This window comes from Clavibacter vidaverae (assembly GCF_047529985.1).
GTDB lineage: Bacteria > Actinomycetota > Actinomycetes > Actinomycetales > Microbacteriaceae > Clavibacter > Clavibacter nebraskensis_A.
This window is the reverse complement of the sequence record NZ_JBLJAM010000002.1, coordinates 507,576-523,329: the sequence shown is the minus strand read 5'-3', so window position 1 is coordinate 523,329 and position 15,754 is coordinate 507,576. Positions and strand designations below refer to the sequence as shown.

The following is a 15,754-nucleotide window of genomic DNA, read 5'->3' as shown; positions in this document are numbered from 1 at the left end:
GGGGGCTCCTGTCGACGGGTGCCGCTGCCTAGCCTGGCGACATGAGCGCTGCTGCCGGCTGGTACGACGACCAGGACCCTCGCTGGATCCGATGGTGGGACGGCGCGCAGTGGACCGACCACGTGCAGCCGAAGCCGGAGACCGCGCCGCCCGTCGCTGAGCCGGCCTCGACCACGGCGCCGCCGGTCGACCGCCTGTCCAAGAGGGACGCCCGAGAGCGCGCTGCCGCGGCGGAAGCGCACATCGTGGCGCTCGAGGGCCTGATCGCCCGTCACGGCACTCGGGCGTTCGTCGAGGTGGACGACTACCGCGCGTCGGTCGAGGCCGAGCTGGAGGGGAGCCGCCGGACGGCGGAGGCGGCTGCCGCCTCGCTGGTCGCCCAGGCGGGAGAGGAGCGGGACCGGATGCTCGCGGAGGCCGCGGCCGCCAGAGCGAGGGCCGACGCGGAGCTCGTGGCGGTCGACGAGGAGGTGCACGGGCGGATCGAGGCCCGTCGGCTCCTGGACGCCGAGATCGCGGCTCTCCGGACCGAGCTCGTCGAGGTCACGACGACGGTGGACCTGCAGGGGGTCGGGCTGTTCTCGTACGAGCACCCGGCGGAGACGTCGGCGGAGCTCGCGTCGCGGCTGGAGTCCCTCAGGTACGCGATCAAGAACGCCGTGCGGGACAAGCGGGCGGTCACCGCGACGTCCGGGTTCACCTTCAACGGCTCGGAGGCGCAGGGGCGCAAGTTCGTGAGCGACATGTCCAAGGTGCTCCTGCGCGCGTACAACGCCGAGGCGGAGAACGCCCTCAAGGCCACGAAGGCGGGGAACCTGCAGACGGCGCAGACGCGGTTGACCCGCGCGGCCGAGCAGATCGCCCGGAGCGGCACCATGATCGACCTCCGCATCGAGGACCGGTACCACGAGCTCCGATTGGAGGAGCTGCAGCTGGCGAGCGCGCACCTCCGCGTCCTGCAGGCGGAGAAGGAGATGGAGCGGGAGCGCAGGGCTGAGCTGCGCGAGCAGGCGAAGGCGTCCGCCGAGCTGCAGGCTGAGCACGACCGCCTCGACAAGGAGCGCGCGCACTACGCCGCGACGCTGGCGGCGCTGGAGAGCAACGGCGATCTGGAGGGGGCGGCGCGCATGCGGACGCGCATCGAGGACGTGGACCGCGCTCTCGTGGAAGTCGACTACCGCGCAGCCAACGTGCGAGCCGGCTACGTCTACGTGATCTCCAACGTCGGCGCCTTCGGGGAGCGCATGGTGAAGATCGGCATGACGCGGCGGCTGGAGCCCATGGACCGGGTGGTCGAGCTCGGCGACGCCTCCGTGCCCTTCCGGTTCGACGTCCACGCGCTGTTCTTCGCGGATGACGCCGTCGGGGTGGAGGCGATGCTGCACCGCACGTTCGCGGACCACCGCGTGAATCGGATCAACCTGCGTCGCGAGTTCTTCTACGTCACCCCGGACGAGGTGCTCGAGGCGCTGAAGGCCCACGCCGTGGAGATCGTGGAGTTCGCGTTGCATCCGGCTGCCGAGGAGTACCGCGCCAGCCGGGCGCTCGACGGGACGGAGCTCCCCCTGGCGGTGTGACCGCGCGCGGCCTACGCCCCCGCCGCCCGCACCGTGCGGCACGCCAGGTGCAGGGCGAGGCGCGTCTCCGCGTCCGCGAGGTCGACCTGCAGGATGCGCTGCACGCGCTGGATCCGCTCCGCCACCGTGTTGCGGTGCACCGCGAGGACAGAGGCGGTCTCGGCGACGGAGGACTCGGCGTCGAGGTAGGTCGCCAGCGTGGTGAGCAGGTCGCCCGTGGTCTGGCGGCGGAGCGGCGCGAGGAGCTCGACGGCGGCGGGCTGGAAGGTGTCGGTCTGCGTCCACGCGAGGAGGAGCTGGGCGAGCCCGAGGCGGTCGACGTGGAGGAAGTGGCCGGACTGGGGGCGGGATCCGGCGAGGCGCGCGGCGTCGGCGGCCTCCGTGAGCGAGCGCGCGATGCCGGCCGGCCCGTGGTGCACGCGGCCGATGCCGACGGCGCTGGGGAGGCCGTCGTCCCAGCGCTGCTGGGCCCGACGGACGGCGCGGGCGGCGGCATCGGCGGCGGGGACGTCGGGCTCGAGGTCGAACGTGATCCACGCGGACCAGCCGTCGCCCTGCTCGACCACCCCGACGTCGAGGCCCTCGGCCGTGAGCGCCTCGACGAGCTCGTAGCGGCGGCCGACGGTGTCGGCGTCCTGGCGCGCGACGACGCGGATCCCCATGTGCCAGCCCTCGACGCGCCAGCCCAGCTCGAGCGCGCGGCGCAGGAGGCCGGCGCCCGGGGAGTCGCCCGCCTCGAGCAGCTCGCCGAGGAGCGCGATGCGCCAGCGGGCCTCGCGCTCGTCGACCACGCGGCGCAGCGACAGGCGGTGGCCGACCGCGAGCGCGACGACGGGGAGCGCGGCGACCACGGCGTCGACCTCGGCGGCCACGGATCCGGGCAGCTCGACGACCAGCCAGCTCGGCGCGACCAGGCCCGAGTCGACGCGCGCCGAGACGAGGGTGTCGCCCGCGCCCACCGGGCGGGCGTCCGGGTGGCCGGGGAGGCCGGCGACGATGGCGGAGCGCGCGTCCGGGGACGGCTCGGCGCCCTCGGGCGCGAGCGCGCGGCCCGAGGCGTCCACGAGCAGGGCGGGTCGCCCGAGGACGGCGGCGGCGGCGCGGAGGGCGTCGGCGGGATCCCGGCCGGCCGACGCCACCGCGGCCACCGCGTCGAGGGCGGCCCGGCCGGCGGCGGAGCGCGCGTCGCCGAGGCGGTCGTGCAGCGCGACGGAGGTGGCCCACGCGTCGTCGCAGGCGAGCACGACGACGCCCAGGCGGTCGGCGAGGAGCGTCGTGGCGGGATCCACGGCGACGGAGGCGTCGAGCACCACGACGGTCACGCCCCGGTCGGCGAGACGGCGCAGCCGGGCGTCGAAGCGCCAGGTGGTGCGCTCGGGCCGGTCGAGGACGACGAGGACGTCCGCGGTGCCGGGCGGATCCTCGTCCGCGGGCCCGTCCATCAGCACGCCGCGGACGCCGAGGACCGCGGGGTCGGCGGTCCCCGCGACCCGCCGCACGTCGGCCAGCGACGCGTGGGCGAGCAGCGCGGACAGGGGCACGGGGCGGATCACGCGGGGACCTCGACGTCGCCGAAGCCGAATGAGGCGGGGGAGACGGCGGCGCGGCGCGCGGGGGTCGCCGTCCACCACGCGGGCGCGTCGAGCGCCACGACGACGACCCGGGCGCTGGGGCGCACGCCGTCGACCAGGAGCACGCCGGCGCCCGCCACGGACGCCCCCGGGATCGCGATGACGGCGATCAGGTCGGGTGCCGCGGCGACCGGCCGGCCGTCGACGAGCGCGATGACGAACTCGTTCTCGGCCTCGAGCCGCACGACGGCGCCGGTGGCCTCGTCGACGATCCCGACCGTCGTCATGTCGAAGCGGCCCGCGCGCGGCGAGGTGACGACGTCCACGACGCGGCCGTGGCCGACGAGCCGGCCGCCGAGGGCCGCCGCGAGCTCGGCGGGGGTGGCGGATCCGTCGGCGGAGCGGAGGGCGCGGCCGAGCCGCAGCGCCCGCTCGGCCGTGCCGGGGATCGCCGTCTCGCGCAGGTCGGCGGCGCGCTGCGGCGGCAGGGCGAGCGCGGCCCACCCGGACGAGTGCGCGATCACGAGCCGGAGCAGCCCCTCGACCTCGGAGGGCGTGACGCCGTCGAGCAGCATCGTGCGGCCGCCGGGCTCGGCGACCGCGCACGGCGAGATCGCCCGGCCGGAGACGACGAGGCTCGACTGGTCGATCCGGGGGAGCGCGCGGCCGGTGAGGTCGGCGTCGAGGAGGGGCAGGCCGGCCGTCGCGGCGGCGCCGAGCGGCGCGAGGCCGTTGATCCCGGCCATCTCGAGCGGCATGAGCGCGGCGGGCGGCGTGCCCGTCCAGCGCGTGAGCGCCGCCACGGCGTCGGTCAGCTCCTCGCCGGACGGGAGCTTCTCTCGCAGCACCGCGGTGGATCCGATGTAGCCCACCGCCACCACGAGGTCGTCCGGGTCGAGGTCGTCGAACCCGATGGCGCGCACGGGCGCGGTCGCGAGCTGGCGCGCCACGGCGGCCCCGAGGATCCGCGGGTCGCCGCCCCCGCCGGAGCCGAGGAGCAGGAGCCCGGCGACGAGGTCGGGGAGGTCGTCCGCTCCCAGGTCCCGGCTCACGGGCGTCACGGTAGCACCCGGATCCCGGCCCTCCGTCAGCCGGGGAACGCGTCGACCGGCGACCGCACGGGGTCGATGTCGTAGCCGAAGTACCGCGGCCCCGCGAGCTCGATGCCGCCCGGGCTGTGCCAGCGCTCGTCAGCGGGCGCGGAGACCACGCGCACGCGCTGGCCGAAGCGCAGCGTCTCCGTCGTGATCGGCTCGCCCGTCTCGCTGTCGAGCACCATGATGAGGTCCGGCGTCGAGGCGACGGGCACGCCGTCGATCGACGCGAGCAGCATCTCGTTCTGGAACCCGAGCACGATCTCGCGGCCCGCGTCGGCGCCCGCGCCCTGGATCCGCGCCTCGCCCTTCGCGAAGCCCGCGACCGTGCGCCGGGAGACGTCCACGACCTTGCCGCCGAGGAGCACCGCGCCCCCGAGCCGGGCGGCGACCGCCTCGACCGGGTCGACGAGCGCCTCGCGCGCCTCCTCCACGAGGGTGCCGAGCTCGTGGCAGAGCGACAGCGTGTGCGGCACGAACGACGCCTTCACCTGCGCGCCCGTCATCGCGTAGTTCGACATGATCATCGAGCTGCCCATCTGCACCGCCACCGGCCGGGTGAGGCGCTCGGCCCACGCGTTGTCGATGGTGTCGACGACGCCCGTGTTGCCCTTCTCGTCGGCGAAGGACATGGGGGTGGCGCGGATCCCGTCGATGGTCGGGATCACCATCTGGATCTCCGGGAACGCCCGCCCCATCCCGTCGCCGTCCACGATGGGCAGGCCCATGCGCGCCGCCGCGACCATCGGGATGGTGGAGTTCGCCCCGCCCACCTCGATGCACGCGACGTGCGTGGGCGTGACGCCGAGGTAGCGGGCGAGCGCGAGGATCGCCCCCTGCAGCTGCTCGACCGTGGGCAGCTTCTCCACCATCACGGTGGGGGCGCCCATCATCGCGACGGGGATCACCACGGCGTCGTCCGGCAGGTCGAACGGGTCGGCGAGCGGGATGGGGCCGAGCTCCTTGATTGCCTCGCCCGCGAGCAGCCGGCCGATGTACGGGTCGCCGCCGCCGCCCGTGCCGAGGATCGCGGCGCCGCGCGCGATGGCGGGCAGGTGCTCCAGCCGGATCTCCGTGAGGCGGGTGCGGGGCATGGTCGTGTCAGACATGCGCGGCCTTCCTGATGTCGAGGTCGCCGACGGCCTTGGCGCGGATGCGGATGGCGTTGCCGGGCAGGTACGGGATGGGGAGCTCGTCGAAGTCCACGATCTCCACGGTCGCGGGGGAGGCGCCCGCGGCGACCGCGCGCTCGACGGCCTCCTGGCGCGCGTCGTCGAGGGCCTGTTGGCGGGATCCCTCGCTCACGCTGTAGACCCGGTCGAGCTCGCCGGAGACCTGCGCGATGGCCGCGCCGACGGCGTTCGCGACCGCGAAGTCCTCCGGGCGGACGATCCGGCCGAACCCCTCCAGCTCCTCGGGCAGCAGGATCGACCCGCCGCCGACCGCCACGACGGGCAGCGGCGCGGACGACGTGCGCATGCGCTCCACGACGTCGGCGACGCGCACGGCGATGGTGTCGAGCGTGCGCCGGATGAGCGCGGGGGAGAGGTGCGCGACGCGCGACGGGTCGCCCACCTCGGCCATGCCGGCGGCGACCGCGATGTCCGTCGTGGTCAGGGTGTCGCCGCCGAAGACGAGGGCGCGGCGGCCGAGCTCGTAGCCGACCGAGTCGGGGCCGACCAGGTCGCCGTCGCCGCGCACCAGGGATCCGCCGCCGATGCCGATGGAGAGCACGTCGGGCATGCGGAAGTTGGTGCGGATCCCGGCCACGCTGATCTCGGCCGTCGCCTCCCGGGGGAACCCGCCCGCGAGCACGCCCACGTCGCTCGTGGTGCCGCCGATGTCGACCACCGCGCACGTGCCGAGCCCGGAGAGGAGGGCCGCGCCGCGCATCGAGTTGGTGGGGCCGGACGCGAAGGTCGCGACCGGGTAGCGGCGCGCGAAGTCGACGCCCATGAGCGTCCCGTCGTTCTGGGACAGGTAGAGGGGAGCGGTGATCCCGTGGCCGCGCACCGCCTGCTCGAGCCCGCCGACGATCTGGTCGGCCAGCTCCCGGAGCGACGCGTTGATGATGGTCGCGTTCTCCCGCTCGAGCAGGCCGATGCGGCCGATCTCGTGGGAGAGCGAGATGGCGACGTCCGGCCCCAGCTCGGCCGCGAGCACGGCGGCGGCCTCGACCTCGAACTCGCTGTTCACGGGCGCGAAGACGCTCGAGATCGCGACGGACCGGAGCCCGCGCGCGGCGATGTCGGCCGCGTGCCGCTTCAGCTCGTCGTGGTCGAGCGGCGCGATGACGCGGCCGTCGAACTCGTGGCCGCCATGGGCGAGGTAGCCCGTGCCGCGCACCGCGGCCACCAGCGCCTCGGGCCAGTCGACGAACGGCGGCAGCGACGCGGTGGCCGGCAGCGCGAGCCGCACGGCTGCGGTGGGCGCGAGGCGCCGGGCCTCGACGAGCGCGTTGATGAAGTGGGTCGTGCCGATCATCACCGCGTCGATGTCCGCCGGGTCGAACGGGTGCTGCCGGTCGAGCTCCGCGAGCGCGCCGACGATGCCGCTGGTGACGTCCTGCGTGGTCGAGGACTTGATCCCGACGACCACCCGGTCGCCGTCCATGAGCACGGCGTCCGTGTTGGTGCCGCCGACGTCGATGCCGATCCTCATCGTGCGGCCACCTTCCCCGCGGTCGCCGCATCCGGCGCCGCGACGCCGTGCGCGGGCTGGTCCGCGAGCTCGGTGCGCACCTCGCCGACGCCCCGGATCAGCCCCGCCTTGCCGAGAACCGCGTAGAGCACGAAGGCCGTGATGACGGCGTTGAGGCTGCCGAGGCCGAAGGTCGCGTAGTAGCCGACGAGCGCGGAGACGAGCCAGATCGCGAGGCTCACGGGAACCCAGCGCGGCGCGCTCGCCGGGAGCGTGCCGGCCTCCCGTGACGCGTCGAGCGCCGGCCGCCAGTTCCGCACCACGAAGTACTCGGCGATCATGATCCCCACGATGGGCGGGAACGCCACGCCCAGCAGGGTGAGGAACGCGGTGAACTGCCCGAGGATCCCGGCCGCCGCGAGCACCGACCCGATCACGCCGACCACCACCGTCACGAGCGCCCGGTTCACCCGCCGCCCGAAGACGGTGTCGATGAAGTTCACGATCCCGAGGCCGGACGAGTAGAGGTTCCAGTCGTTGATCTTGATGGTGCCCAGCAGGATCACGAGCACGCCGACCCAGCCGACCGACGACAGGATGATGGCCGACACGTCGGCCGTGCGCACCGCGTGCGCGAGCAGCACGCCGGAGAGGCCCGTGAGGTACTCGCCGACCGTGATGCTCACGACCGTCTGCTTCACGACGTCGGCGGCCGAGCGGTTGTAGCGCGTCTGGTCGGGCGAGATGAGCGCGCCGACGATGAAGCCGCCGGCCACGATCGAGGCGCCCGCGATGATCGACATCGGCGGCCCCGGCGCCGGCTGCGTCACGAGCTCCGAGATGTCGTGCTTCTGCAGCTCGATCACCACCGCCCAGCCGACGAGCAGGAGGAAGAGGGGCACGGCGACGTTCGCGACCCACTGCATGCCGTGGAAGCCGAGCATCACGACGGCCGTGATGAGGAGGCCGAACGCGAGCGACCACGCCCACACCGGGAGCCACGGCATGATCGAGTGGAGGCCGGACGCGGAGACGCCCGACTGGATCCCGAACCAGCCGATGAGGCTGACGCCGATGGCCAGGCCGATGAGCGCCGATCCCGCGTGGCCGAAGCCCGTCCAGCGGGACAGGACCGAGGTGTTCAGCCCCTCCCGCTGCCCGATGAGGCCCGTGAAGATGCACACGACCTCGAGGATCACGGCGCCGATGGTGATCGCCCAGAAGGCGTCCCAGAAGCTCATGCTGAAGCCGAGCGTGGCGGCGACGACGAAGGCGCTGAGCGCCGAGAGCTGGCCGACGCGCTGCGTGGCGATCGGGAACCAGTGGTAGCGCGCCTCCTGCGGGACCCGCGCGAGCGCGTAGTCGTCGGGTGCGGTGGATGCCATGGGGAGTCTCCTCGGGTGTGGCGACGGGTTGCCACAGCGTAGGGATCCGCCCGCGGAGGGCGCCATGTGCAGAGTGCCGTGTCGGGGGTGTGAAGCGGGGCAGGGTGCTGGGGGAGGATCCGCGCGGGCGGGCTCCGCGCCTGCGAGCATCGGGATCCACATGGACGACGGACGACCCCGCAACCCCGACTCGTGGGAGCCTCCGGGGTTCGGTGCGGCGTTCCTCGGGCACCTCCTCCTCGACGCTGTCACGGCTCCTGTCGTCCTCCTTCTCCTGTGGCTGTCGTCGCTGCTGCCCGCGGTCCCGGATCTCGACCCGGGCCAGCTCGTCGCCTGCGTGGCGGCGGTGACCTGCGGGGCGACGATCGTCGAGGTCCTGGTGGAGGGCCGCTTCGCGCGCGCTCGTCGGCTGTCCTCGCCGGGCGGCTGGGACTTCGCGCTCGTGCCGACGCTCGCCGCGTCGGCGGTCGTCGTCCTCCTGGGTTGGTCGGTGGCCGGGGCGCTCGCCGCGGGACTCGCGGTCGCGGTCGCCTGGGCGATCGTCGAGGCCGTGGAGATCGCCTGGCTGCGTCCGTGGGAACCCGGCATGACCCAGGTGGAGCACGACGCCAAGTGGGCGGAGTTCACGGGGATGACGCGCGAGACGTTCGCGCCGGACGTCGCGGAGATCCGCCGCCGGGCCGAGGAGCGGAGCATGCGGCGGTACCGCGACGCGATCGAGCGGAAGCGCCGGGAGGAGGAGGGCACCACGCGCGACGAGGGACGTGACCCGAGCCCTGAGACCTCGTGAGCTGCGGGGATGAAGCGGTGCAGGTGGTCACGGAGCCGGGATCCGCCACGTGGACGAAGCCGCGGATGCCTCAGCGGCTCCGCCCTCGGCCCGGCCGCTGAGGCAGGGGGGTCGGTCTCCGCGGGCTCGCCGTGGGCAGGACGCGCACGGCGGGGGCCGTCCCGCTCGGCAGGTCCTGCGGACGCGGGGAAGGAGGTCCGAGGATCAGCGCGTCGTCCGCCGTGGCGTCACGCGCGGCCGTGATCCACTCCTCCTGCTCTTCCCGTCTCTCGTTCGGCGTGACCGCGGCGGCTTCCGCGGCGTCGAGCAGTGTCTGGGGGTCGGGTCCTCCGGCCTGCGTGGCGACGCCCAGCGCGCCGACGGCCGCGACGCCTCCTGCCATCGCGGCGCTGACGAACGCGCGTCCGTTCACTCGTCCTCGGTCGTCTCGAAGGTCAGCGCCACGCGCCCGCGGAGAGCGGAGACGAAGCGGTAGGCCTCCTCGGTGAGGAACTCCTCGAACGACAGCCCGAGTCGCTGCACGCCCTCCTCGATGGCCGCTCGGTCGGCGTCATCCGCGAGTGCCTCGTCACGCGTGGCGAGCGCGATCTCCCCGAGCGTCCGTCGGCCGTCGACCTTGTAGAGGAAGCGAGCGCCGTACTCCGTCAGCTCGAACGGCTCGTCGGATGCCGAGGTGAAGCGGTACCCCTCGTCGAGCACGGCGTCCAGGATGATGTCCACGCGGGGTGCGGGGATCACGTCGAGGGCGGACAGCGGAGCGTCGTCGCCGTAGAGGGCGACGATCCCGAGCCCGGCGAACCCGACGAGGCGGCGGCGCTCCTCCTCCGTGAACTCCTGGTCTGTGCGCGTCGGATCGATGGACCGGAGCAGGTCCGCGTCCTGCTGTGCGGGGCTGAAGTGGCGCGTCCGTCGCGTGAGGGGATCCTGCAGCGTGAGGTTCGGCCGCCCGTCGAGGACCCCCAGGTATCCGAGCTGGATGACGTGCATGGTGATCTCCCTCTGTGCGGACGGCGACGGCTCGGAGCCGGCGCTGGAGCGATGCGCGGCCCGTCCGGCATTGCGCGAAGCGGTGCTCGGGCCTCGACTGTAGCGATCGGCCGGAGATCCCGCGTCCGCGTCCCCGCGGTCACCCGTGCGACTCGTCCCCGTCCCGAAATGGGGGCACCCGCATCTTCATGAGCGCGCATCGACCTCCGTATCGTCGGCATCACCGAGACGAGGGAGTCCCCATGGAATTCGCCGAACGACTGGCCGCCCTGGCCCTGAAGGTCCGCAACCAGCGCGAGGCCATCCAGACGGAGGAGGCGACGAAGAACGCGTTCATCATGCCGTTCATCTCCACGATCCTCGGATACGACGTCTTCAACCCGCTCGAGGTGGTCCCCGAGTTCACGGCGGACCTCGGCCTCAAGAAGGGCGAGAAGATCGACTACGCGATCATGCGCGACGGCGAGGTGCAGATCCTCATCGAGTGCAAGAAGTCGACCGAGCCGCTCAAGATCGAGCACGCCTCGCAGCTCTTCCGCTACTTCGCCGTGACGAACGCGCGCATCGCGGTGCTCACCAACGGCGAGGTCTACCACTTCTACACGGACCTCGACGCGCCGAACCGCATGGACGAGAAGCCGTTCCTGGTGCTCGACCTCGCGGACATCGACGAGACCCTGCTGCCCGAGCTGATGAAGCTCACGAAGGACGTGTTCGACCTCGACTCGATCATCAGCGCGGCCGGCGAGCTCAAGTACGTCGGTGCGCTGAAGCGCGCGATCGCGGCGGAGTTCCGCGAGCCGACCACGGAATGGGTGAAGCTCCTCACCCGTCGCGTGTACGACGGATCGTTCACGGAGAAGGTGCGCGAGCAGTTCACGACGCTCGTCGCCAAGGCGTCCAAGCAGTACCTCAACGAGCAGGTGAACGACCGCCTGAAGACGGCGCTCGGCGCACCTGCGTTCCCCTCGGCGCCGACCGCGCCGTCGGCCGACGCGATCACGAGCGAGGAGGTCGTGGAGGCCGATCTCGACCGCGACACCGAGATCGAGACGACGCTGGAGGAGCTCGAGGGCTACCAGATCGTCAAGGCCATCGCCTGCAGCGAGGTGAAGCCGCAGCGCGTGGTGCACCGCGACGCGAAGTCGTACCTCGCGATCCTGCTCGACGACAACAACCGCAAGCCCATCGCGCGCCTCCACTTCAACGGAAAGAAGCAGAAGTACCTCGGGCTCTTCGATGCGCACAAGGCCGAGACGCGGCACTCGATCGGGTCGCTCGACGAGATCTACGCGCACGCGGACGCCATCCGGGAGGCGATCCGGGTCCACGCCGGGGAGGCGGTCGGCGCGTAGTCATGGCCGGACGGCGTCGCGCTCGAGGCGGGCGGCTCGGCCGGTCCCGTGAGCGTCGGCGGAACGACGACGGCGACGTGCGAGGTGCCCCTGGAGGGACTCGAACCCCCAACCCTTTCCTTAGGACGGAACTGCTCTTCCATTGAGCTACAGAGGCTGACGGGCCCATGGTAGCGGAGGGGCGGGCCTCCGGCCGAGGCAGGCGGGGGCGCGGGCGGCTGTCCGCCGAGCCCCCTGGATCCACGCCCGCGCGGCCCCGCCTGCCGGTTTCCCCACCCGCCGCGTCGTACTGTTGCCGGGTGTGGCGTGCCAATGAACGATCCGACGACGACGACGACCTGCTCTCCGGGTTCGCCGCCGAGCCTCTTGAGGACCCCCACGTGAATGCTTCCCACAACAGCACCAGCCCCCACGACCTCCGGGTCGGCGACGTGCACCTGGGGAGCGGCAACGTGGCCGAGCCCCGCTGGCGCGAGTGGCGCGAGCAGCTGGCCGGCATCGGCGGGCCCTCTCCTCTCCTCCACTTCGTGGACAACCCGGGCTCCCGCATCGAGCTGAGCACCACGCACCCGGGCGGCCTCGCGCAGTTCATCACGGGCAAGACGACGCTGCTGTCGTCCCTGATCCGCGACGAGCTCGCGCTCCGCAGCGCCCGCAAGGCCGCGAACCGCATCACCCAGAAGGGCATCGAGCTGGTCTCGGCCCGTGGGATCGAGTCGATCCACCTGGCCATCGGCCTCGCCGAGTGGCGCTACGCCGACGAGCAGTTCCGCGCGCCGGTGCTCCTGCGCCCGCTCGCGATCCGCCGCCACGGCAGCGACTACGAGGTGCGCCTCAAGGGCCAGCCGTTCCTCAACCCGGCGCTCGCGCGCGCGCTCGAGGAGCAGTTCCAGATCACGCTCGACGCCGAGTCGTTCGTCGCGCTCGCCGTGCAGAACGGCGCCTTCAAGCCGCAGCCGGTCATCGACCGCCTCCGCGGCCTCACCTCGCACCTGCCCGCGTTCGCCGTGCAGCCGCGCCTCGTCGTCTCCTCGTTCGCCGAGGTGGGCCGCGCGCTCGCCGAGGACGCCGAGCACCTCGAGCACCTCGTCATCGACGCCATCGCCGGCAACCCCACGGCCAAGTGGGACGTCGGCGAGGCGTACGCGCCGGTGGACCCGATCCCGCAGGACCAGCGCCCGCCCGTCACCGACACCCTGCTGCTCGACGCGGATCCCGAGCAGGAGTACGTCATCGCGCAGATCAACGCGGGCAACTCGCTCGTGGTGACGACGCTGCCGGGCACCGGCGGCACGCAGACCATCGTCAACTCCATCGGCTGCCTGGTCGCGCAGAACAAGCGCGTGCTCGTCGTGAGCCCCCGCGCCTCCTCCCTCAAGGGGATCGGCCAGCGCCTCGCCGACGTCGGCCTGCCCGGCCTCGCGGTGGCGCCGAAGTCGCTCAAGCGCGACGTGGTGCAGTCCATCGTCCGCAACGAGAAGGCCGCGCCCGCGCAGACCGCCGAGGTCGATGACGCCCTCGTGCGCCTCCGCCACGTGCTGCTCGACTACCGCTTCGCGCTCGGGCGTCCCGACAAGGACCTCGGCGTCTCCGTGCTCGACGCCCTCGGCGAGCTCTCCCGCCTCGCCCTCCTGCCGAACCCGCCGGCGACCACCGCGCGCCTCACGCGCGACGCCGTCGTCGCCATCGCGCACGACCGCGCGAGCGCCGCCGCCTCCCTCGTGAAGGCCGCGAGCCTCGGCGAGTTCCGCTACGGCCCGGGCGACTCGCCCTGGTACGGCGCCACCTTCTCTACCAGCGCCGCCGCGACGCACGCGCACGACCTCGCGAAGTCGCTGTCCGCCGACGGCCTGCCGCGGCTCCTCGAGCGCGCCGACGAGCTCATCGGCCAGACCCGCATGCGCGCCTACACGTCCATCGACGAGCTCGGCGTGTACCTGCGCCTCCTGCTCGACGTGCGCGAGACGCTCGACAAGTTCCAGCCCGTGGTGTTCGACCGGTCGCTCAGCGAGATCATCGCGGCCACCGGATCCCGCCGCGACGCCCCCGAGATGACGAGCATCACCCGCCGTCGCCTCCGCAAGCTCGCGCGCGAGTACGTGCGCCCCGGCGTCCACATCTCCGACATGCACGAGAGCCTCAAGGCCATCCAGAAGCAGCGGATCCTGTGGCAGCGCTACGTCGCGGTCGGCTCGACCCCTGAGGTCCCGCGCGGCATCTCCGACGTGCACGTGCGCTACCAGGAGGTCGCCGCCGACCTCAAGGTGCTCGACGAGCCGCTGAGCATGCTCACGCGCCCGACCCCGCTCGCCGAGCTGCCCGTCGACGAGCTGCGCGAGAAGGTCGCCCAGCTCGCCGAGGACAGCGAGGTGCTGCAGAACCTGCAGGAGCGCACCTCCCTGCTGGCGGAGCTCCGCCGCCTCGACCTGGATCCGCTGCTCCGCGACCTCTCCGACCGGCACGTGCCGCAGGAGTCCGTGGCCGCCGAGCTCGAGCTCGCGTGGTGGCAGTCGGTGCTCGAGCAGATGCTCGCGGGCGACAAGGCGCTCCTCAACGCGAACACGAGCGTGCTCGACCGGCTCGAATCCGACTTCCGCCTCGTCGACGAGGCGCACGCCACCGCCAGCGCGGGCCTGCTCGCGTGGCAGCTCGCGGAGACCTGGAAGATCGGCGTGGTCGACTGGCCCGAGGAGGCGCACCACCTGCGCCAGCTGCTCGGCGGGTCCGGCCCGGTCGACGCCGCTGCCCTCCACCACTCCGCGCCCCACCTCTCGCGCACCATCGCGCCGGTCTGGCTCGCGTCGCCCTACGAGGTGCCCGCGATCACCGACGAGATGCCGTTCGACGCCGTTTTCCTCGTGGACGCCGGCGCGATGACGCTCGCGGAGGCCCTCGGCGGCATCCGGCGCGGCAAGCAGACCGTCGTGTTCGGGGATCCCGTCACGCAGACGCCGTCGCCGTTCACCATCGCCGTCGTCCCGCAGTCGGAGCGCTCCACGCCGCAGCTCGCGGACGACGACTCGACGCTCGAGGAGCGCCACGCCGACTCCGCGCTCGCGCGCCTCGGCGAGCTTCTGCCTACGCTCTCCCTCACGCGCAGCTACCGCGCGGGCGGCGAGGACCTCGCCGAGCTCGTCAACCGCCGCTTCTACGGCGGCCGGATCCAGTCCCTCCCGTGGGCGGGCACGTTCCTCGGCCACGGCAGCCTGTCGCTCGACTTCGTCGCCGACGGCCACGGCATGCCCGACGAGGACACCGGAGCGGTCGAGAGCGTCGACGCCGAGGTGATCCGCGTGGTGGAGCTCGTGCTCGACCACGCGAGCCACCGCCCGCGCGAGTCCCTCATGGTCATCACCGCGAGCGCGCGCCACGCCGTGCGCGTGCAGCAGGCAGTGCTGCACGCGGCCGCCAAGCGCAGCGACGTCACCGAGTTCTTCATCGGCGACCGCGCCGAGCCGTTCATGGTCGCGACCCTCGAGCAGTGCGTCGCGCAGAGCCGCGACCGGGTGATCTTCTCTGTCGGCTACGGACGCACCCCGCACGGCCGCGTGCTGTCCAACTTCGGCGCCCTCGCGGCGCCCGGCGGGGAGCGCCTCCTCGCGGTCGCCATGACGCGCGCCCGCCGCTCGATGGTGGTCGTCTCCTGCTTCCAGCCCTCGGACATCGACCAGGACCGGATGAAGCACGGCATCGTCGCGCTCGCGCAGATCCTGTCGGAGGCGGAGGCCCGCTTCAAGGAGGATCCGATCCCGGATGACGGCGACGCCATGCTCGTCGACCTCGCCCGCCGCCTCGAGGGCCTCGGCCTCGCGCCCGCCCTCGGGCACCGCGACAAGCTCGGGCTCGTGGCCTCCTACGGCGGCCGCGCGATCGCGATCGAGACGGATCCGGTCGTCAACCAGACGAGCCTCCGCGAGTCGCTGCGCCTCCGCCCCGAGATGCTCAAGCGCCTCGGCTGGCACTACCTGCGCGTGCACTCCTTCGAGCTGTTCGCGGATCCGGATGCCGTCGCCCGCCGCATCGCCACCGCCCTCGGCGCGATCTCGGACGCGCACCCGATCACCGCTCCCGTGCAGGTCCAGGCCGGCGCGCACCGGGCGGAGTGATGCCGGAGCGCGACGCGGCCGCCGCGGGGGAGCGCCGTCCGGTCCGCCGGTCGCGCCGCGCCTCGACGCCGCCCGTCCCCGGATCCGACCCCACACCGCAGGCCGCCGCGCGCGCCCCCGCGGTGCCCGCCGCCGAGGACGCACCGCAGGGCTGGGGCGACGCGCCCGCCGCGTCCGACGCCAACGACGACCGCCTCCGGCTCGACCGCCCGCCCCACTGGGGCTGACGGGTCGACGCCGGAGGCGGTC

General features: G+C 73.3%; 11 protein-coding genes and 1 tRNA gene. 5 read left to right on the top strand and 7 right to left on the bottom strand.

All coding sequences use genetic code 11. From position 1 onward, the window contains the following. Positions 1 to 41 precede the first annotated feature (41 nt). Positions 42 to 1,577 carry an SNIPE associated domain-containing protein gene (locus ACMT9T_RS15190; protein ID WP_414746334.1) on the top strand — a complete coding sequence of 512 codons (1,536 nt, stop codon included), beginning with the start codon at positions 42 to 44 and terminating at the stop codon, positions 1,575 to 1,577. 11 nt (positions 1,578 to 1,588) lie between these two features. Here the strand turns inward: ACMT9T_RS15190 and ACMT9T_RS15185 are convergent, their stop codons facing one another. Genes ACMT9T_RS15185 through ACMT9T_RS15165 form a run of 5 tightly spaced genes read right to left on the bottom strand, consistent with a single transcriptional unit; the run spans position 1,589 to position 8,267 of the window. Then, positions 1,589 to 3,130 (bottom strand): PucR family transcriptional regulator, encoded by a 1,542-nt coding sequence (locus tag ACMT9T_RS15185; RefSeq protein ID WP_414746333.1) that lies wholly within the window; start codon positions 3,128 to 3,130, stop codon positions 1,589 to 1,591. Beyond that, on the bottom strand, positions 3,127 to 4,200 hold the full coding sequence (locus ACMT9T_RS15180; RefSeq protein WP_414746332.1) for a DUF917 domain-containing protein: 1,074 nt from the start codon (positions 4,198 to 4,200) through the stop codon (positions 3,127 to 3,129). Before ACMT9T_RS15180 ends, ACMT9T_RS15185 begins: the two co-directional genes overlap by 4 nt. A gap of 35 nt (positions 4,201 to 4,235) precedes the next feature. After that, positions 4,236 to 5,351 carry an S-methyl thiohydantoin desulfurase family protein gene (locus tag ACMT9T_RS15175; RefSeq protein ID WP_414746331.1) on the bottom strand — a complete coding sequence of 372 codons (1,116 nt, stop codon included), beginning with the start codon at positions 5,349 to 5,351 and terminating at the stop codon, positions 4,236 to 4,238. Continuing rightward, positions 5,344 to 6,903, bottom strand: coding sequence for a hydantoinase/oxoprolinase N-terminal domain-containing protein (locus tag ACMT9T_RS15170; RefSeq protein WP_414746330.1), 1,560 nt, complete (start codon positions 6,901 to 6,903; stop codon positions 5,344 to 5,346). Before ACMT9T_RS15170 ends, ACMT9T_RS15175 begins: the two co-directional genes overlap by 8 nt. Continuing rightward, complete coding sequence (locus tag ACMT9T_RS15165; protein ID WP_414746329.1) at positions 6,900 to 8,267, bottom strand: purine-cytosine permease family protein; 1,368 nt, start codon at positions 8,265 to 8,267, stop codon at positions 6,900 to 6,902. Before ACMT9T_RS15165 ends, ACMT9T_RS15170 begins: the two co-directional genes overlap by 4 nt. Before the next feature lie 160 nt (positions 8,268 to 8,427). Between ACMT9T_RS15165 and ACMT9T_RS15160 the strand changes: the two genes are divergently transcribed. Next, complete coding sequence (locus ACMT9T_RS15160; RefSeq protein ID WP_414746328.1) at positions 8,428 to 9,057, top strand: hypothetical protein; 630 nt, start codon at positions 8,428 to 8,430, stop codon at positions 9,055 to 9,057. A gap of 408 nt (positions 9,058 to 9,465) precedes the next feature. Here the strand turns inward: ACMT9T_RS15160 and ACMT9T_RS15155 are convergent, their stop codons facing one another. Next, positions 9,466 to 10,044, bottom strand: coding sequence for a hypothetical protein (locus ACMT9T_RS15155; RefSeq protein WP_414746327.1), 579 nt, complete (start codon positions 10,042 to 10,044; stop codon positions 9,466 to 9,468). 242 nt (positions 10,045 to 10,286) lie between these two features. Between ACMT9T_RS15155 and ACMT9T_RS15150 the strand changes: the two genes are divergently transcribed. Further along, the gene (locus tag ACMT9T_RS15150; protein ID WP_414746326.1) at positions 10,287 to 11,399 is read left to right on the top strand and encodes a type I restriction endonuclease; all 1,113 of its coding nucleotides are present in this window, start codon (positions 10,287 to 10,289) and stop codon (positions 11,397 to 11,399) included. 85 nt (positions 11,400 to 11,484) lie between these two features. On the opposite strand, the gene ACMT9T_RS15145 is transcribed toward ACMT9T_RS15150, so the two are convergent. Continuing rightward, a tRNA-Arg gene (locus ACMT9T_RS15145) sits at positions 11,485 to 11,556 on the bottom strand. 142 nt (positions 11,557 to 11,698) lie between these two features. On the opposite strand from ACMT9T_RS15145, the gene ACMT9T_RS15140 reads away from it, so the two are divergent. Together ACMT9T_RS15140 and ACMT9T_RS15135 are read left to right on the top strand one after the other, a co-directional pair. Continuing rightward, positions 11,699 to 15,505: a DUF4011 domain-containing protein gene (locus tag ACMT9T_RS15140; protein ID WP_414746325.1), complete on the top strand. Its 3,807-nt coding sequence runs from the start codon at positions 11,699 to 11,701 to the stop codon at positions 15,503 to 15,505. Further along, entirely contained in the window at positions 15,505 to 15,732 is a 228-nt protein-coding gene (locus ACMT9T_RS15135; RefSeq protein WP_414746324.1) for a hypothetical protein, read from the top strand. Before ACMT9T_RS15140 ends, ACMT9T_RS15135 begins: the two co-directional genes overlap by 1 nt. The last annotated feature ends 22 nt before the right edge of the window (positions 15,733 to 15,754 follow it).